General features: G+C 46.0%; 11 protein-coding genes. 8 read left to right on the top strand and 3 right to left on the bottom strand.

Translation table 11 applies throughout. The features are described from left to right. Positions 1-22 precede the first annotated feature (22 nt). From OH463_RS03975 to OH463_RS03990, 4 genes are all read left to right on the top strand, one after another. Positions 23-1,657: a glycoside hydrolase family 13 protein gene (locus OH463_RS03975; RefSeq protein WP_050918585.1), complete on the top strand. Its 1,635-nt coding sequence runs from the start codon at positions 23-25 to the stop codon at positions 1,655-1,657. Between the two features lie 41 nt (positions 1,658-1,698). Next, entirely contained in the window at positions 1,699-3,504 is a 1,806-nt protein-coding gene (locus OH463_RS03980; RefSeq protein WP_269990588.1) for an alpha-amylase family protein, read from the top strand. A 255-nt stretch (positions 3,505-3,759) separates the two neighbouring features. After that, positions 3,760-4,938 (top strand): maltose/maltodextrin ABC transporter substrate-binding protein MalE, encoded by a 1,179-nt coding sequence (gene malE / locus OH463_RS03985; protein WP_005450011.1) that lies wholly within the window; start codon positions 3,760-3,762, stop codon positions 4,936-4,938. Between the two features lie 63 nt (positions 4,939-5,001). Next, the gene (locus tag OH463_RS03990; protein WP_017189851.1) at positions 5,002-7,776 is read left to right on the top strand and encodes an amylo-alpha-1,6-glucosidase; all 2,775 of its coding nucleotides are present in this window, start codon (positions 5,002-5,004) and stop codon (positions 7,774-7,776) included. 62 nt (positions 7,777-7,838) lie between these two features. Here the strand turns inward: OH463_RS03990 and OH463_RS03995 are convergent, their stop codons facing one another. Further along, positions 7,839-8,750 carry a MalM family protein gene (locus tag OH463_RS03995; protein ID WP_017189850.1) on the bottom strand — a complete coding sequence of 304 codons (912 nt, stop codon included), beginning with the start codon at positions 8,748-8,750 and terminating at the stop codon, positions 7,839-7,841. Positions 8,751-8,845: 95 nt separating this feature from the next. Beyond that, on the bottom strand, positions 8,846-10,234 hold the full coding sequence (locus OH463_RS04000; RefSeq protein ID WP_199478893.1) for a carbohydrate porin: 1,389 nt from the start codon (positions 10,232-10,234) through the stop codon (positions 8,846-8,848). A gap of 473 nt (positions 10,235-10,707) precedes the next feature. Between OH463_RS04000 and OH463_RS04005 the strand changes: the two genes are divergently transcribed. Next, the gene (locus tag OH463_RS04005; protein ID WP_005450007.1) at positions 10,708-11,403 is read left to right on the top strand and encodes a VC0807 family protein; all 696 of its coding nucleotides are present in this window, start codon (positions 10,708-10,710) and stop codon (positions 11,401-11,403) included. 95 nt (positions 11,404-11,498) lie between these two features. Here OH463_RS04005 and OH463_RS04010 read toward each other — a convergent pair whose 3' ends face one another. Beyond that, entirely contained in the window at positions 11,499-13,532 is a 2,034-nt protein-coding gene (locus OH463_RS04010; RefSeq protein ID WP_009695861.1) for a TonB-dependent receptor, read from the bottom strand. Between the two features lie 275 nt (positions 13,533-13,807). On the opposite strand from OH463_RS04010, the gene OH463_RS04015 reads away from it, so the two are divergent. The 3 genes from OH463_RS04015 to OH463_RS04025 all read left to right on the top strand — a co-directional run bounded on the left by OH463_RS04015 (position 13,808) and on the right by OH463_RS04025 (position 15,938). After that, complete coding sequence (locus OH463_RS04015) at positions 13,808-14,212, top strand: helix-turn-helix transcriptional regulator (protein ID WP_269990589.1); 405 nt, start codon at positions 13,808-13,810, stop codon at positions 14,210-14,212. A 60-nt stretch (positions 14,213-14,272) separates the two neighbouring features. Continuing rightward, entirely contained in the window at positions 14,273-14,662 is a 390-nt protein-coding gene (locus tag OH463_RS04020; RefSeq protein WP_005450004.1) for a VOC family protein, read from the top strand. Between the two features lie 190 nt (positions 14,663-14,852). Beyond that, positions 14,853-15,938, top strand: coding sequence for a methyl-accepting chemotaxis protein (locus OH463_RS04025; protein WP_269990590.1), 1,086 nt, complete (start codon positions 14,853-14,855; stop codon positions 15,936-15,938). The last annotated feature ends 101 nt before the right edge of the window (positions 15,939-16,039 follow it).

Here is a 16,039-nt window from a genome sequence, read left to right on the forward strand (position 1 = left end):
TGATTGAAAAGGCACAAACAACATGGAAAAAACGTGGTGGCATAATGCAGTCGTTTATCAGATTTACCCACGCAGTTTTTACGACTCCAACAATGATGGCATCGGTGATCTAAAAGGTGTCATCAGCAAACTGGATTACTTGAAAAACCTTGGCATCAACGTGATTTGGCTCTCTCCTGTTTACCAATCGCCAATGGATGACAACGGTTACGACATTTCAGACTATCAAGCCATCGCACGTGAGTTCGGCACCATGGAAGACATGGAACAGCTATTCAAAGAAGCTGGCGAGCGTGATATCAAAATCGTTATGGATTTGGTGGTTAACCACACTTCGGATGAGCACCCTTGGTTCGTTTCTGCGCGTGAATCTAAGGATAGCCCGTACCGCGATTACTACATCTGGCGTGATGCAGACTCAGAAGGCAATCTACCAAATAACATCGAATCGATTTTTGGTGGCGATGCTTGGCAATGGGACGAGAAAACCGAGCAGTACTACTTCCACCTCTTTTCAAAACGCCAGCCAGATTTGAACTGGGAGAACCCGAAAGTTCATCAAGAAGTATTCAAGATGATGAACTGGTGGATTGAAAAAGGCATCGGCGGTTTCCGATTGGATGTGATTGATCTGATAGGAAAAGAAGTCGACAAAGGCATCACGGGCAATGGCGATCGCCTGCACCCGCTGCTGCAACAAATGAACAAAGAAACCTTCGGTGGTAAAGATGTATTAACGGTCGGCGAAACTTGGGGGGCAACGCCTGAGATCGCTAAGCTGTACAGCGCGCCAGAGCGTCATGAGCTGTCGATGGTGTTCCAATTTGAACACATTACCCTAACCTGGCAAGGTGGCGACAAATGGCAGCCGATTCCGCTCGACCTTAAAGAATTCAAAGACGTGCTAACCAAGTGGCAAGTCGAGCTGCAAGACACGGGTTGGAACTCCCTATTTTGGAACAACCACGATTTGCCTCGTGCAGTGTCGAAGTTTGGCAATGACAAAGCCTATCGAGTCGAGTCAGCCAAGATGCTAGCAACAACGCTGCACTTTTTGAAAGGCACGCCATACATCTATCAAGGCGAAGAGATTGGCATGACCAACGTGGCGTTCGACCAACTAAGCGATTACCGCGATATCGAAACGCGACAATTCTACGATGTGAAAACCGCTGCCGGTATCAGCCACGAGCACATGATGGATGCGATTCACAAGAACAGTCGTGATAATGCGCGTACACCAATGCACTGGAACGCATCAGAGCACGCGGGCTTTACCAGCGGAGCACCTTGGATTGCGGTCAACCCGAACTACCCACAGATTAACGTGGAAGCGGCGCTTAACGATTCGAGCTCGATCTTCTACCACTACAAAAAGCTCATTGAGCTGCGTAAACGTCATGAAACCATCGTCTACGGAAGCTTCACTCCAGTATGGCAAGAGCATCAACACGTGTTTGGCTACGTGCGCGAATACCAAGGTGAACTGTTGTTTATCGTGAGTAACTTCTCAGAGCACGAGCAAACACTGCAAGTTCCAACCCAATATCAAGCCGATCAGGTAGAGTGCTTAATCAGTAACTATGCGACGCCTTGCGCGATTGCAGCGACGATAACCCTCGCACCTTACGAGTCTTTCGCAGTCAAACTGAAATAACTTTTGGAGGATATGGGAGCCACGAGCTCCCTTAAATATCTATGAATTCCGCAGCGAACGTTTATCAAGTTTTCACCCGACTATTTGGCAACACCAACACCACCAATCAACCTTGGGGCACCATTGAGCAAAACGGCGTCGGTAAGTTCAGTGACTTTAACGAAAAGGCGCTCACTGTCATTCAACAGCTTGGCATTACGCATATTTGGTACACCGGAGTACCACACCATGCGGTGATCCGCGATTACAGTGCCATTGGTATTGAGAACGACCATCCAGCGGTGGTGAAAGGACGTGCAGGCTCGCCTTATGCGGTGAAAGATTATTACTCCGTGAATCCCGATTTGGCGGATGATCCAGCACATCGATTAGAAGAGTTTGAAGCCCTTATCGAGCGTACGCATGCGCACAACATGAAGGTCATTATCGATATTGTGCCAAACCACGTTGCCAGACGTTACCGAGGTTTGAACAACCCTGTCGGTGTACGAGATTTTGGTGCCGATGACGATACGAGCGCTGAGTACCATCGTGACAACAATTTCTATTACGTTCCTAATCAAGCGTTTGAGTTACCTAACATTCCTGAGCAATTTTCCCCGCTAGGTGACCCGACGCTGATTAGGAACCTTTCTTCCTTTGAAAAATTGCCTGCCTTTGAAGAGTTTCCCGCCAAATGGACCGGCAACGGCTCCAGGCTTGCTCAGCCGCAATTTGATGATTGGTATGAAACCGCCAAAATCAATTACGGCGTGCGCCCAGACGGCAGCAAAGATTTCCCAGAACTGCCAGCCGATTACGCAAACAAATCCCATGCTGAGCATTTGCAATTCTGGCAAGACAAAACGCTGCCAAACTCTTGGTATAAGTTCCGCGACATCGCGCTTTACTGGATAGACAAAGGCGTCGATGGGTTCCGTTATGACATGGCGGAAATGGTGCCTGTCGAGTTTTGGAGCTTTATGAATTCCAGCATCAAAGCGGTCAATCCAGAGGCGTTTTTGATGGCAGAGGTGTATCAACCGCACCTGTATCGCGACTACATTCATCTCGGCAAGATGGATTATCTGTACGACAAAGTTGACCTCTATGATTGCCTCAAAGACGTGATGCACAGCAAACGGCATGTGAGCAAAATCAGTGAGATTCAAGAAAGCATGATAGATATTGAACACCACATGCTGCACTTTCTTGATAACCACGATGAGCAGCGTCTCGCCTCACCTGAGTTTGCGGGCAGTGCAGAGAACGGCTTGCCCGCTATGTTGATTTCTACCCTGCTTAGCACCTCACCAACCATGGTGTATTTCGGACAAGAAGTGGGAGAAGCAGGAAGAGAAAACGCAGGCTTTGGGCAACCAAGTCGTACCTCCATCTTTGATTACATCGGTGTCCCAGAACACCAAAAGTGGATGAATCATGGCAAGTTCGACGGGGGCTTGTTATCGCAACAACAGAAAGAAGTAAGAGCCTATTATCAACGCTTACTCAACTTAGCTTTGACCTCGCCAGCCAAAATGGGAGGTTACTTTGACCTGTATCCAAGTAATCAACAAGCCTTGGGGGAAGAGTCATTCTGCTTTGCTCGCTATTCGAGTCAGCAATTGATTTTGGCAGTCGCACGATTAAGGGGAGAACAACCTCAAAACATAGAGTTGGTCATGCCATCTGAGCTGATCAAAAAACTCGAACTGCGCGATGGCGAGTACATCTTAAAAGACGCTATGAATCGTCTTTCTCCACTCACCTTACGCGTCGAAAATGGTGTCGGTAAATGCCAACTGAATATCGAGCCACAGTGCGCTAGTGCTTTCACACTAGATATAGACACTTCCATCGCAGATTAAATTTGGCTGCTGTTCACAAAAACAGTCAAAACCTTCCAAATCCCTTCTCTACATCAACCACCACAAAGCATTGGCTACTGGGTATCGCCCGAGCCAATGCGCTTCCCCGATCACATTCCAACGCATTGATATAGAAAAATGTAATACCAACGACAAAGAAATCAATTTTAACCGCTAAGTGCATCCCCGTATTATCAAACCGTGAAACAACAGCTGACGTCCAGTCACTAGGTTTGAAACAAGGAATCTATCGCAATGAAACCTATTCTAAAAACACTTTCGCTTTGCACTTTATCTGTTCTTTTAGCGCCTTCTGTTTCTGCAATGCAGGAAGGTGAAATCATCATTTGGATCAACGGTGATAAGTCTTACCAAGGATTGAGCCAAATTGGTCAACAATTCGAAGAAGATACGGGGATTAAAGTTAATGTTCAGCACCCGGATTCTCTAGAAGAAAAGTTCCAACAACACGCCGCGACAGGCGGTGGTCCTGACATCATCTTCTGGGCACACGACCGTTTTGGTGGCTACGCTCAAGCGGGCTTACTGCAAGAAGTGAAACCGAGCCAAGAGTTTAAAGATAAGCTTGTCGATTTCAGTTGGGATGCGGTCACTGTAGATGGCAAAATCTTTGGCTACCCTCTGGCTATCGAAGTCCCTTCTCTAATTTACAACAAAGACCTGTTGCCAAACCCACCTAAGAGTTGGGAAGAGCTGGAGTCCATCCACCAAGCGATGCAAAAACAAGGCAAGAAAGCGATCATGTGGGACGTGAAAAACGCTTACTTCACTTGGCCAATGATTTCAGCTGGCGGCGCTTATGCTTTTGGTAAAACAGCAGAAGGCTACGATGCTAAAGACACGGGTGTAAACAATGAAGCGGGTGTGGCTGGTCTGCAATTCCTTGTCGACATGGTCAACAAAGGCATCGTCGATCCAAATATGGATTACTCAGTATCCGAAGCGTCGTTCACCAAAGGTGAAGTGGCAATGACCATCAACGGTCCGTGGTCTTGGGGCAACCTAGACAAAATGGATGTGAACTACGGCGTTGCCGTGTTGCCAACCTTAAACGGCGGTAAAGGTAACCCATTCGTTGGCATTTTGAGTGCGGGTATTAACGCATCAAGCCCAAACAAAGATCTGGCTGTTGAGTTTCTAGAAAACTACCTATACCAAGACGCCGCATTGAAAATCATGGATGACGACAAGCCACTTGGTGCCGTGACACTAAAATCGTTCCAGAAAGTGCTGGAAAGTGACGAACGCATTAAATCAACCATGATCAACGCAGAAAACGGCGAGATCATGCCGAACATACCTCAAATGACGTCTTACTTCTTTGCGGAAGGTGCTGCTATCGATAACGCGATGCAAGGCAAGCAAACCGTGAAAGACGCCCTAGACACTGCGGCAAAACAAATTGTTCGCTAATTCTTTCATGTTCGTATTTGGCACAGTTCGCTGTGCCTTTTTTATTTTATGAGACTCTAGAATATGCCCCAATACCCAACGTTATATCTGAAAGGCACACTAAATGGTTGGGGGCTAGATACGCCTTTCCAGCCAATTGATGAGCACCAACTACAAGCTAGCGTAGTTTTCCCAGCCGATAGACACCAATTCAAAATCGCCGATTTGAATGGCAGCGAAGAATGGACGTTCGCCGCAGATGATATTAAAGCAGTGAATATCAGTTTGAATCAAAAGCTCTCGCTTATTCCAACTCAAGGCATTGGTAATGATTTGGTGTTTGAACCAAAACAATCAGGTCGTTATTTGCTGACGCTCGACTTCAGCACAGCGTCGCCAAGTCTAAGCGTCAAACCCGCAATGGCAGACACCGCCTCCTTACTCACTCAATCGAAATTCGATCATCTCATCACTTCGCAATCAGGTCCTATCCCCGCCAAATCATTGCCAAGCACAGCCAAAATCCTTCCGCTCGATGAGTTGTTCAAGGCGTTGGCGATCAAGAGCGAAACGCCTTTCCCATTTGTGTTTGGTGATAACCTCGACGGCTACTATGAAGGCACAACACACAGCGCTTTGGGCACGGCACGTTATCGCCATCATCAAGGTTGGTATTTAGGTGGTTTCGCCTCAAGCATTGGCAACGCATTCAACGACAAAACACAGGCGCAGTATGCCTGCTTAATGCCATATGGAATCGAACATCATTATGAGAATGCCAGTAAAGATGGCTTGTCCTTGATCGCAGGGCAACGCCTTGCTGCACTGAATGTGGAATCCACCAGCAGCGAAATGTTGGCACTGTTTCCTGAACTCAACCTCAATCCTTCGTACTGCCAAGTAGAAGCGTTGGAAGATTGCCTGCTTATCTCTGTCGATCCAGACATCTGCCCTGAAGACTCACTTTTGTTTATCGCGATCAGCGCAAACCAAAGCTTCCGAGCACAAACGCTCAATGAGAGAGATTCGAACGTCAGTGATAACGTACTATCCGGCAGCCAAAACATTCAAATTAAGCTCAGTTCAGAGACCACAACGAACCGCTTCACTGCCTACTTTGCGTTCTCCAACAACAAAGCCGATGCTATCCAACAAGCACAAAATGCAGCCCTCGAACATGCAGAGTTGAAACATCAAAATGCAGTATTTGAGTTTTTGACCAAAAACTATTTTTGGTGTGACGATCTGGAATACAACCGCGCCGTTATGTGGGCACGATTAGCCAGCCGAACCTTCGTTAATAAAGAGCTGGGTACCGGCATTTGGGCGGGGTTGCCATGGTTTAAAGACTGCTGGGGCAGAGACACCTTTATCGCGCTGCCCGGCACCAGTTTAGTAAATGGCGAGTTTGACGAAGCCCGCGACATCATCACTAACTTTGCTTCGATGCAGTTAGATGATCTGAAAGACAAAAATCATGGTCGAATTCCAAACCGTGTCACCAGCGAAACTAATATCATCTACAACACGACCGACGGCACACCGTGGATGATTCGCGAGATCTTCGAATACATTAACTACTCCGGTGATACACAGTTCGCCCAGCAAATGTTGCCCATCATAGAGCGCTTTATTGAAGGGGTTGAAAAGCACTATCTCGATGATGATGGCTTGATGCGACATCGCGATCCCGATACCTGGATGGACGCCAAGATAAACGGTCAGATCCCATGGTCACCTCGTGGCCCGAAAGCCAACGACATCGAAGCATTGTGGTTTGAGAGTCTACAAGTGGCAAACCAACTTGCAAAATGGAATGGTGACCACGCCTTAGCGGAACATTGCCAAACCTTGGCGAACAAAGTGAAAGCCAGCTTTATCGACAAGTTCTGGGATAGCGAATCCATGTGCTTAGCGGATCATCTCAAGCAAGACGATGTGAAAGACATCAGTATTCGCCCAAACCAGCTAATGACGTTGACCATTCCGACCAGCCAAGCCTTAATTCCAGAGTATATTGGGCAGCACATTGTGAAGAACAGCGTCGAGCATCTGCTTTTCCCTTGGGGCATCTGCTCTTTGCAACAAGAGCACCCAGAATTCCACCCCTATCATGACAACCGCCCTGAGTATCACAAAGATGCGGCATACCATAATGGGACCATTTGGGGTTGGAACGCAGGCTTCACTGTGGGCGCACTTACCCGTTACCAGCAACAAGATTTAGCGTATCAACTGAGCAAAAACTTAGCCCATCAGATTTTATATCAGGGACATCGCGGCACCATGAGCGAAAACCTGGATGCTTACCAAGCGTCTGCGACGTCCGTCATTCAAAGCGGAACTTATGCTCAAGCGTGGTCAGTGTCGGAATTTGCTCGTAACACTCAGCAAGACTATCTCGGCTTTACGCCACAGCTCTCGCGCAACACCATCAAGCTTTGCCCAAGCTTACCATCAACTTGGAAACACCTAAGCGCTCGACTGCCGTTTGGTGATAACAACGCCCTGCATGTTGACGTCGAACAAGCTGAGAAAACCAGATTCTCATTTGAGTTTGAACGCCCTCAACCTGAAGTTCAGTTCATCGTGAAACTGCGCGGTCAGGAATATGAGGTCGGCATTGAAGCCGATGTGATTGACGGTTCAATTGAGATCGAATGGTACCCAGAATCTGGGCAAATGAAGTGTAATCGTGATGGTGTAAAAACCAGATTAAAACCATTAGCACCAGTTACTTTGTTGGAGGGATTAACCTTCACTCAACCTAACCCAGCACTATCGCACCGAGCGCTTGAGGAAGAGAACTACTTGCTCAACAAGCGTTCTGCAGAAAAGCTATGTATTGCTAGAGACTAAAAAAACTCAGAGGGCGCGAAAGCGCTCTCTGAGGTCCAAAAATAGACACTTTAATAATGGAGTTACTTGTTATCTACGGCGTCAACAAACACTTTCTGTGCGCCGTCGATACCCAATCGGTTGGCTTCTTCTAGCAGCGTCATCGCTTTTGATGTTTGGTTGTTCTTCACTGCTGCTCGAATAGATTCAAAATAATAGGCTTGTGTATCAGCATGAACACTCGTTGATGCCGATTTCGTGTTCGAACTTACTGCTGACGATGTTTGCATGGTTGCTGATGCTGGCGCTGACAATTTTACCGGATCCACCACAACTGCCGCTTTCTGTGTCTCTGTGGTACGTGAAGGCGCGGCTAACGATAAGGTTTTGATCGCCACTTCCAAAGAGCCAAAAGCTTCATAAGTATATTTCGGGTCGGTCACCATCGGCATTGGCTGACCCAACTCCACAGCACGCTCTTTGGCAGGATGAGGAATTTGAATCGAATCACCTAGCTCGCTTTCATCAGTATAAACAATAAAGTAAGGCGTTTTCTCAACGTCGAGCGTAAAGCTCAGCTGGTATTGAGTGCGTGTAAGCATGCCCGTGGTTTCGATATCAAAGCTATCATGATCATTGATATTCACGATATTGAACGCTTTATCTAAAGTGATCAGCTTAGGCGCGAAAACCTCGCCATTGACCATATGGCTGGCAAGCTGAATATTCACTTTGCTTGAACGCGCTGGCAACTTAAACGCAGCAAAATAGCTGTTCCCTTCAGCGAAGCGACCTACCGGCGAATCCGCATTAATCGAAAACTCAATTTGCTCATTAGTGCCGAGCTCTAACCATGGAAATTCAGAGAAGTTATTGCAGCAAACTGCCGCTTCCGGCACCGATTGCAACGTCGTCGCTTCCAATGTTGGAGAAGCCGCACATGCGGTTAACGCCGAGCTCAACATGAGGGCAAGGATTACACGGTTTTTCTGCATGATTTATCTCTCTTTCTCAAGGTAAAACAGATCTGCTAAACAATCATTCAAAAGCAAACAAGGCAGCGCTATTCGCTGCCTTTTGCAAAGTGTGGTTAGAACCAAATTTCGGTGTGAACACCAATCACGGTTTCATTTTTACCATCCTCGATGCCAATCTGACGCGCGCTCGCTTCATCATCAGCGGTAATGTAGCTCACGTAAGGTTTGATTTGAGGACGACCAAAGTAGTCTGCGTTTACAGAAAACGCCGCCGCGAGTTCGATGTTGTAAATATCACTTTCGACATCATCCCCTGTACGTCCCCAGTAGCCTTCAGCCCCTTCTTCATGACCATAAGACGCCGTCATCTCAAGACGAAGGTTATCGTTCACTTTATAAGAAGGACGGACAGCCACAAGGTAGCGTTTTAAGTCATCAGCACCAAACAGTTGGTCGAGTGCACCGATATAGGTAATTTCAGAACCCATCTGCCAGTTTTCAGAGATGTTTAGCACACCGTAAGAAGTGAAGAATAGAGATTCAGCTTTATCGTCACCGCCAGACCAACCACCAAAGTTCACGCCACGGTTTTGCGCGACACCTTTACCATAGGCAAGTGCGTTTTGCGTCCAACCGTCTAAGCCGTAGTAACTCGTGTTCAAAGTAATTGCAGCGCCAAAGCCATCATCTGAAGAATTGTCTTTGCCTTCTTGCTGCATGTATTTAAAGTCGAAATCTACGCTACCGAAGCCCACATCTACGCCATAGTAGTAGAAATCCAAAGTAGAAACGGTAGTGCGCTCAGCATTGGCTTTAACAATCTCACACGTCGACGCATTGCTGTTGTCTTCACACACCAACACATCTGGAGCGCCTGCGTCTGGATCGGCAATCACATACGCGATACCTGCGGTGTTGCCAGCGAGCTTAGTTTGAATACCGGCACCAACACCTGATGACTGCTTCCAGAACTCACCAGATAACAGACCAGACGCACGATTTAGGAAGCGTTGACCACCCCAAATCGAGGTGTCTTCCCCAAAGTAAGGCAGCGCACCGATTTCAACAAACGCTTCCTTCACTTCAAACTGTGCAGTGGTATTGTCTTTTTGGCTACCCGCAGAAGAGTAGGCATAAGAGTTGCCGTTGCCATATTCAGAGCGAACAACAAAGTCAGACCAAACACCGTTCGCGTGCTCAGTATGCTTTTTGATGATGAATTCAACTTGGTTGGTACTCTTACCGTGTGTACCTGCTGTTTTGTAATCTGGTTTGCCAAATTCAGTATCCACTGATTTGCCATCAACAGTTCTAAAGTTCATTGACGCATAGCCGAAGATTTCCCAACCATCAGCGATAACATCGGTACCATTTACTTTTTCAACAACGGGTGCGGCTTCATCACCAGCGATCACATCTAACGCCACTTCGGTCTCAGCAAAGACGGCACCTGTCATTAAAACAGATGTAATTGCGGCAGCCACTGCACTTACTTTTTTCATTCTAAACTCCGATACGGACAACTAAATTCGTGTGCTTCTCTTGCGGAAAGCATTGCTGTTTCTATGACGTATGATGGAGTGAAAAATAAGCGGCTAAAAATTGATTTAATTGACGATGATATTGCTAATTTTTATATCAGAGCGGTTTGAGATGGATTTTAAAAGCATTGATAGAATCAATTACAACGTAATGCGCGTTAAACGAACTAAGAATGATTCACGGTAAATAGTAAGGAAGATGAGAATTTGTGAACACTGCCAAATTTAGCGTTTTAAGCGCACGGCGGTTTTGAGATCACGATGCAGCACATATTTGCCCCGCCAAACACAACTTACGGAAATAAAGCAATATTACCGTCCCATTTCATAAGTCGTTACACAACTCGGGGCTTTAAGACTTTACATCTGGCGCAAGGAGTAGAACACTTCTCACAAAGTAAAACCCAAGCCGACATAGTAGAGTCAGTAAAATTATGAGTAACACCACGGCGAAAAAGTCGAATCCATTATTCGAAGTCCTGTTTAACGTCATCATCCCTTCCTTCATTTTGATGAAGTTCAGCGGTGAAGAACACCTAGGTACAGCAATGGCACTCGTTGTTGCCTTGGCGTTCCCATTGGTTTATGGCGGCATGGATCTTATCCGCAACAAGAAATTCAACTTCATTTCTGCACTTGGTTTTATCAGTGTGCTGTTAACCGGTGGTATTGGCTTGTTAGAGCTAGACACACGTTGGTTAGCGTTAAAAGAGGCGTTGATTCCAGGTCTGATAGGTATTGCAGTGTTAGGCTCAACCTTCACTCGTTATCCGCTAATGCAAAAGCTTGTATTGAACGATACCATCTTGAACCTACAACTGATTAACGAACGTTTAGAGCAGAATGGTAAAACGCAAGCATTTGAGCGTTGCCTGATGTCGTCGAACTATCTGTTCGCTAGCACGTTCGCTTTCTCATCTGCGATGAACTATTTTCTAGCAACTTGGATTGTGACTAGCCCATCGGGCACAGCGGCGTTCAATGAAGAGTTGGGTAAGCTCACCCTTTACAGCTACCCAATGATTGCTATCCCAAGTATGTTGATGATGTTTGGTATTTTCTACTACATCTGGCGTCAAGTTCGCGCGATGACGTCGCTAGAAACCGAGCAGATCTTCCATACCAAGTAATGCTTGTTGCACCTTGATAGGCAAAGTTAGATAAAAAGAACCCCGATAATTGATAACCAATTATCGGGGTTTTGTTTTTAAGAGTAATTTATCACTTAGAAGCTGTAAGCCACTGACGCTTTGAAGTTACGACCAGCTTCGTAGCTAGTGTACTTATCTGAACCCCAAGAAATACCAAAGCCTGTATGCTCTGCGTACTGCTTGTTGAATAGGTTGTCTACCGCTAGGTTAAGTGATAGGTCTTTTGCAAAATCTGGTACGTAAGCCGCCCATAGGTTGTGCGTTGCAAAACCTGCACGTTCAATCTTGTCACCATCTTCGTCTTTGTAATCATTACCCGGAACGAAACGTGAATCCCAGCCGAACACAAACTCGCTGGTTAGATCGTACTTGAAGCCCGCCTTGATGTTATGGATACCAGTTTTGTTCATGTGGCTCTTCTTGCCATTCTTCAGGCTCGTTTGCTCACCATCAGAGTATGAATGGTTTGCGTAAAGCGCGAAGTCTTCAATGCTGTAGGTGAATACCGTCTCTACACCCCAAACTTCAACATCGTATTGGTTTACCAAAGTTGTGTTGTTTTTGGTTGGGTGCATTTGGTTATCTAGATCATACTGGTAAGCAGTAAAACCAAGGATTGCATCGTCTGCCATCAGCAAACCAGACATGTCGTAATCAAAGCCAGCTTCGTAGTTGTTACCCGTCATCGCTTTGGTATCAGACTGTTTAACATCGCTCGCCGCTTTCATGGTTAGCGTTTCTGGCAATGAAGCCCCTTTGAATAGACGACCGTAACCAATACGAAGTTTTAGGTTGTCTGTGGTTTGGTATTCACCTTGGAACTTAGGCGATAGTTGATCGTATTTACCTTTAAACACGCCACCCAGCTCATGAACATCGTAACGAAGACCAGTTACGAAACGGAAGTCATTAATCTCAAACGCATCTTGAGCGTAAATACCGTAAGCCGTTACAGTACCGCCATCCATGTCGTAGTTCTTCGTTTGACCTTGCTTTGAACCTGAGGTGTAGTGACCTAGACCAGAGTCGATCCACTGCTCCGCTTTGTAGCCTTCGAAGCCGTAAGTCAGCTCGTGTTCACCAACCCAAGAGATATTGCGGATGTCACCACCAATGGTCGTCACGTTGTATTCGCGATCAGGAATCGATAGGTCACCATCTTTGGTGAATTCCCAAGCGCCGTTCACCTTCTTCCAATCGCCGTACTCTTCGACTAACGCGTCGCGTTCCATGTATTGACGGTTGTAGTACAAGTTGGTTTTTAGGTTAACCAAGTCGCTTCCATTATCGAAACGGTGCTCGAACGTCACGGTATCACGGTTAAGTGAGTTGTAGTTGTGATCATCATGCAGGTAAAGTGCGCCTGCTTTTTCACCCGATAGCTGACGCTTACCGCCATCTTGGTAGGTGTTAAAAGTAAGCTTAAATTCATTAGCATCGTTTGGAACGAAGACTAGCTTCACCAAGCCAGATTTCAGTTCACCTTGCTTTGAAGTCACGTCATCTTTACCAGGAATGTAAAGATCGCCGTCTTCTGAGTAGTTGATGATACCCATCAACTGAAGTTCATCATTCAACTGCGCGTAAACCGCAACATTCGTCGTGAAGCGCTCATAAGCCGTTTGATACCCCGTTTTAACGCGAGCACCGACGCTTTCGCCTTCCGAAAGTAGATCGCTGGGATCTTTCGTTTCGTATTTAAATGAGCCGTTAATCGCACCAGCACCAGACAGTACTGAGTTACCACCTAGCGTGATTTCAGCTAACTTAAGCATCGCAGGATCGAACGTTTGGTCGCCCGAGTGGTGGAATAGCTGACCTTCTTGACGCGCACCATCAATGGTTACGACAGAGAATTTGTCTTCCATACCGCGAATGTAAACTTTACGAGAGTAACGAGCGTTACCGTCAACCGTAACACTCGGCATGGTGTTCAATACGTCTTTAATATCCGACGCTTGTTTGAGCTCTAACGTTTCAGCGTTAATCTCAGTTTGAACAAGTTGATCAAGGGCAGAACCGACAACAACAATATTTTCATCGGAAGCGTGAGCAGCAAAAGAGGCAATGGCAACGGTGATGGCTGCTGATAGTGACTTCAGTTTCATAATACTACTTATATTTTATAAACAACAACGTGGTGCGAAGCATAATACACAACATTAATGATAATTAATCTCATTTACATTCTTTACGTTAATGAGTGATTTATTTTTATTCAGAATGAACCAGGCATCGTCAGTAAATCACTCAGCAGAAAAGAGCAAAAAAGTGCGAGGAAGTGGGTGTTGGACGGTTTTGAGTAAAGTGAGAAGTAGATAACCTCCTCGAATCTGCTTCCAGTGTTAGACTAAAACCACTCTCTTTCGCTTTGTGAAATACGATGCCATCTCGCCCAAAAACCTTTTATGAACAAGAAATCGATCGCGTGTACAGCGAGATGCCGTTGAGCCCAAAACAGTACCTCCTGATCAGGCAGTCCAAGGCATTTATGGAAAAGCATCACTCAGAAAACATCGAGCTAAACGACTTAGCCAAAGCGGCTTTTATGTCACGCTTTCACTATGTGCGGATTTTCAAACAGATGTATGGTGTCACGCCGCGAAGCTATTTAAGGGATATACGGATTAAAAAAGCCAAAGTGCTGCTCAAGGAAGGTCACTCGATTACGGATACTTGTTTTCAGGTTGGCTATGAGAGCTTAACCACGTTTTCGAGTGTCTTTAGAAAGAGCACAGGTTACTCCCCCAAAGCGTTTCAAAAAATATATAAAAGCAATCTAGAATAAGTTTTTGAGCCAAGCTTTCGCTATCTTTTACTTATTCCAAAACAGTAAAGGTGAATACCCGTGATCAGAATTTCCCTAACCAGCGTTCCTGTTAACGATCAAGATAGAGCTCTCGATTTCTATACCAATATCCTTGGTTTCATTAAAAAAACAGAAGTACCAATTGGTGAGCACAAATGGCTAACAGTGGTCTCTCCACAAGAGCAATCTGGCGTGGAATTATTGTTAGAACCGATGGCATTTGGTCCAGCAAAAATATACCAAGACGCGTTGAAAGAAGCCGGAATCCCATGGACGTCGTTTGCGGTCGATGACCTGAATAAAGAATATGCAAGATTAACTGAGCTTGGCGTGCAGTTCTCAATTGAGCCACGAGAAGCAGGCACGGTCATGATTGCGGTACTTGACGATACCTGTGGTAACTACATCCAATTGATGCAAGAGCTTTAAAAACGGCTCATGAGCGGATAGAAAGAACAGAGGTTATCAGGTAAGCAACAAAATCTGAGACCTCTTGTTTGTATAAAGCCCTACCGAAAAAGTGTGATTACACCAAGCAAAGATATGAAAGTGATCGTGTATTCGATATCCAACTCGATTAGCATGGATTTTTTAACATCCTGTCACATTTATAGAACCTATGTTTGGATTAAAACGAATCAAATCAGAAAATGAGCTGCTAAAGCAAGAATTAGCAGACCTCAAACAGAAGTACCAAACTGACGTTGCTGCTCTGGAAAATCAGCTCCAAGAGGCTCAGCAGCTTGTTCGCTCCGCTCAACAGGAACACCACAATAGTGATGAGTTGATGTCGAGCAGTTTGAAAGGTGGAGATATGCTCCAAACCATTCGAACAGAGATGGTGGAGAGTGCGCAATCTATGGCGCATGAAAACCAAGAGCTGCAACAACTAGATGAAATGTTTGAGCAGACTCATCAAGCTCTTGCTCGTCTTGATAACCGAGCCGTGAAGATCAGTACGCAAGCCTCACAAAGCATTGAATCTGTTCAAATATTAGATAAAACTGCCACCTCTATTTCCCTTCTTGTATCGACTATTCAAGAGATTTCTGACCAAACGAATTTGTTGGCATTAAATGCAGCGATTGAAGCAGCACGAGCCGGTGAAGCAGGCCGCGGATTTGCCGTGGTAGCAGATGAGGTAAGAAACCTTGCCGGCAAAGCCAGCGAAGCCAGTGAGCAGATTGATTCTTTGGTGAACCAAGTACTAACGCAAGTGAACGCGATTAAAACCTCGATTGATGAAAACCAAACTTGTGCTGAGGAAGTGTCTGCCTCTTCTGCGCAGATTGGTTCTATTGTCAACGAAGTGGTCGTGAAATCGGAACACATGCAACAGGTGATCCATATTGCTTCCACACGCGCTTTCTTGGATACGGTCAAACTCGACCACGCCATTTGGAAGAACAATATCTACCGTCTCCTACAAAAAGGCGCGTTTGGTGAAACCGTTAATAGCCACTCTGAGTGTCGCTTGGGTCAGTGGTACTACCGTGGCGATGGCAAGGCTTACAGCCACTTAAGAAGCTATGCATTGCTTGAAGAGCCACACAAAGGCGTGCATGACGGTGGACGTGAAGCAATGAGCCAAGCCAAATCTGGCAACATGGCAGGCATGGTGACTGCAATTAACGCCATGGAAGACGCCAGCGAACAAGTCGTAGTACAAATCGATCGCCTAATGGATGAAATCATCGCGAGTTAAAGGCACCTCAATTGCTCTTGGCTAGAACCCAAAAGGGATGGTGAATGCCATCCCTTTTTTGTTCTTCAATTTACCCAACAGCCTCAAGGAGCTTGAATACA

This window comes from Vibrio sp. NFR (assembly GCF_027587095.1).
Lineage (GTDB): Bacteria > Pseudomonadota > Gammaproteobacteria > Enterobacterales > Vibrionaceae > Vibrio > Vibrio harveyi.

Coding starts and splice junctions, on each gene's coding strand:
- OH463_RS03975 (WP_050918585.1), top strand. CDS start 23: ATGGAAAAAACGTGGTGGCATAATGCAGTCGTTTATCAGATTTACCCA.
- OH463_RS04005 (WP_005450007.1), top strand. CDS start 10,708: ATGAGTAACACCACGGCGAAAAAGTCGAATCCATTATTCGAAGTCCTG.
- OH463_RS04015 (WP_269990589.1), top strand. CDS start 13,808: ATGCCATCTCGCCCAAAAACCTTTTATGAACAAGAAATCGATCGCGTG.
- OH463_RS04010 (WP_009695861.1), bottom strand. CDS start 13,532: ATGAAACTGAAGTCACTATCAGCAGCCATCACCGTTGCCATTGCCTCT.
- malE (WP_005450011.1), top strand. CDS start 3,760: ATGAAACCTATTCTAAAAACACTTTCGCTTTGCACTTTATCTGTTCTT.
- OH463_RS04000 (WP_199478893.1), bottom strand. CDS start 10,234: ATGAAAAAAGTAAGTGCAGTGGCTGCCGCAATTACATCTGTTTTAATG.
- OH463_RS04025 (WP_269990590.1), top strand. CDS start 14,853: ATGTTTGGATTAAAACGAATCAAATCAGAAAATGAGCTGCTAAAGCAA.
- OH463_RS03990 (WP_017189851.1), top strand. CDS start 5,002: ATGCCCCAATACCCAACGTTATATCTGAAAGGCACACTAAATGGTTGG.
- OH463_RS03995 (WP_017189850.1), bottom strand. CDS start 8,750: ATGCAGAAAAACCGTGTAATCCTTGCCCTCATGTTGAGCTCGGCGTTA.
- OH463_RS03980 (WP_269990588.1), top strand. CDS start 1,699: ATGAATTCCGCAGCGAACGTTTATCAAGTTTTCACCCGACTATTTGGC.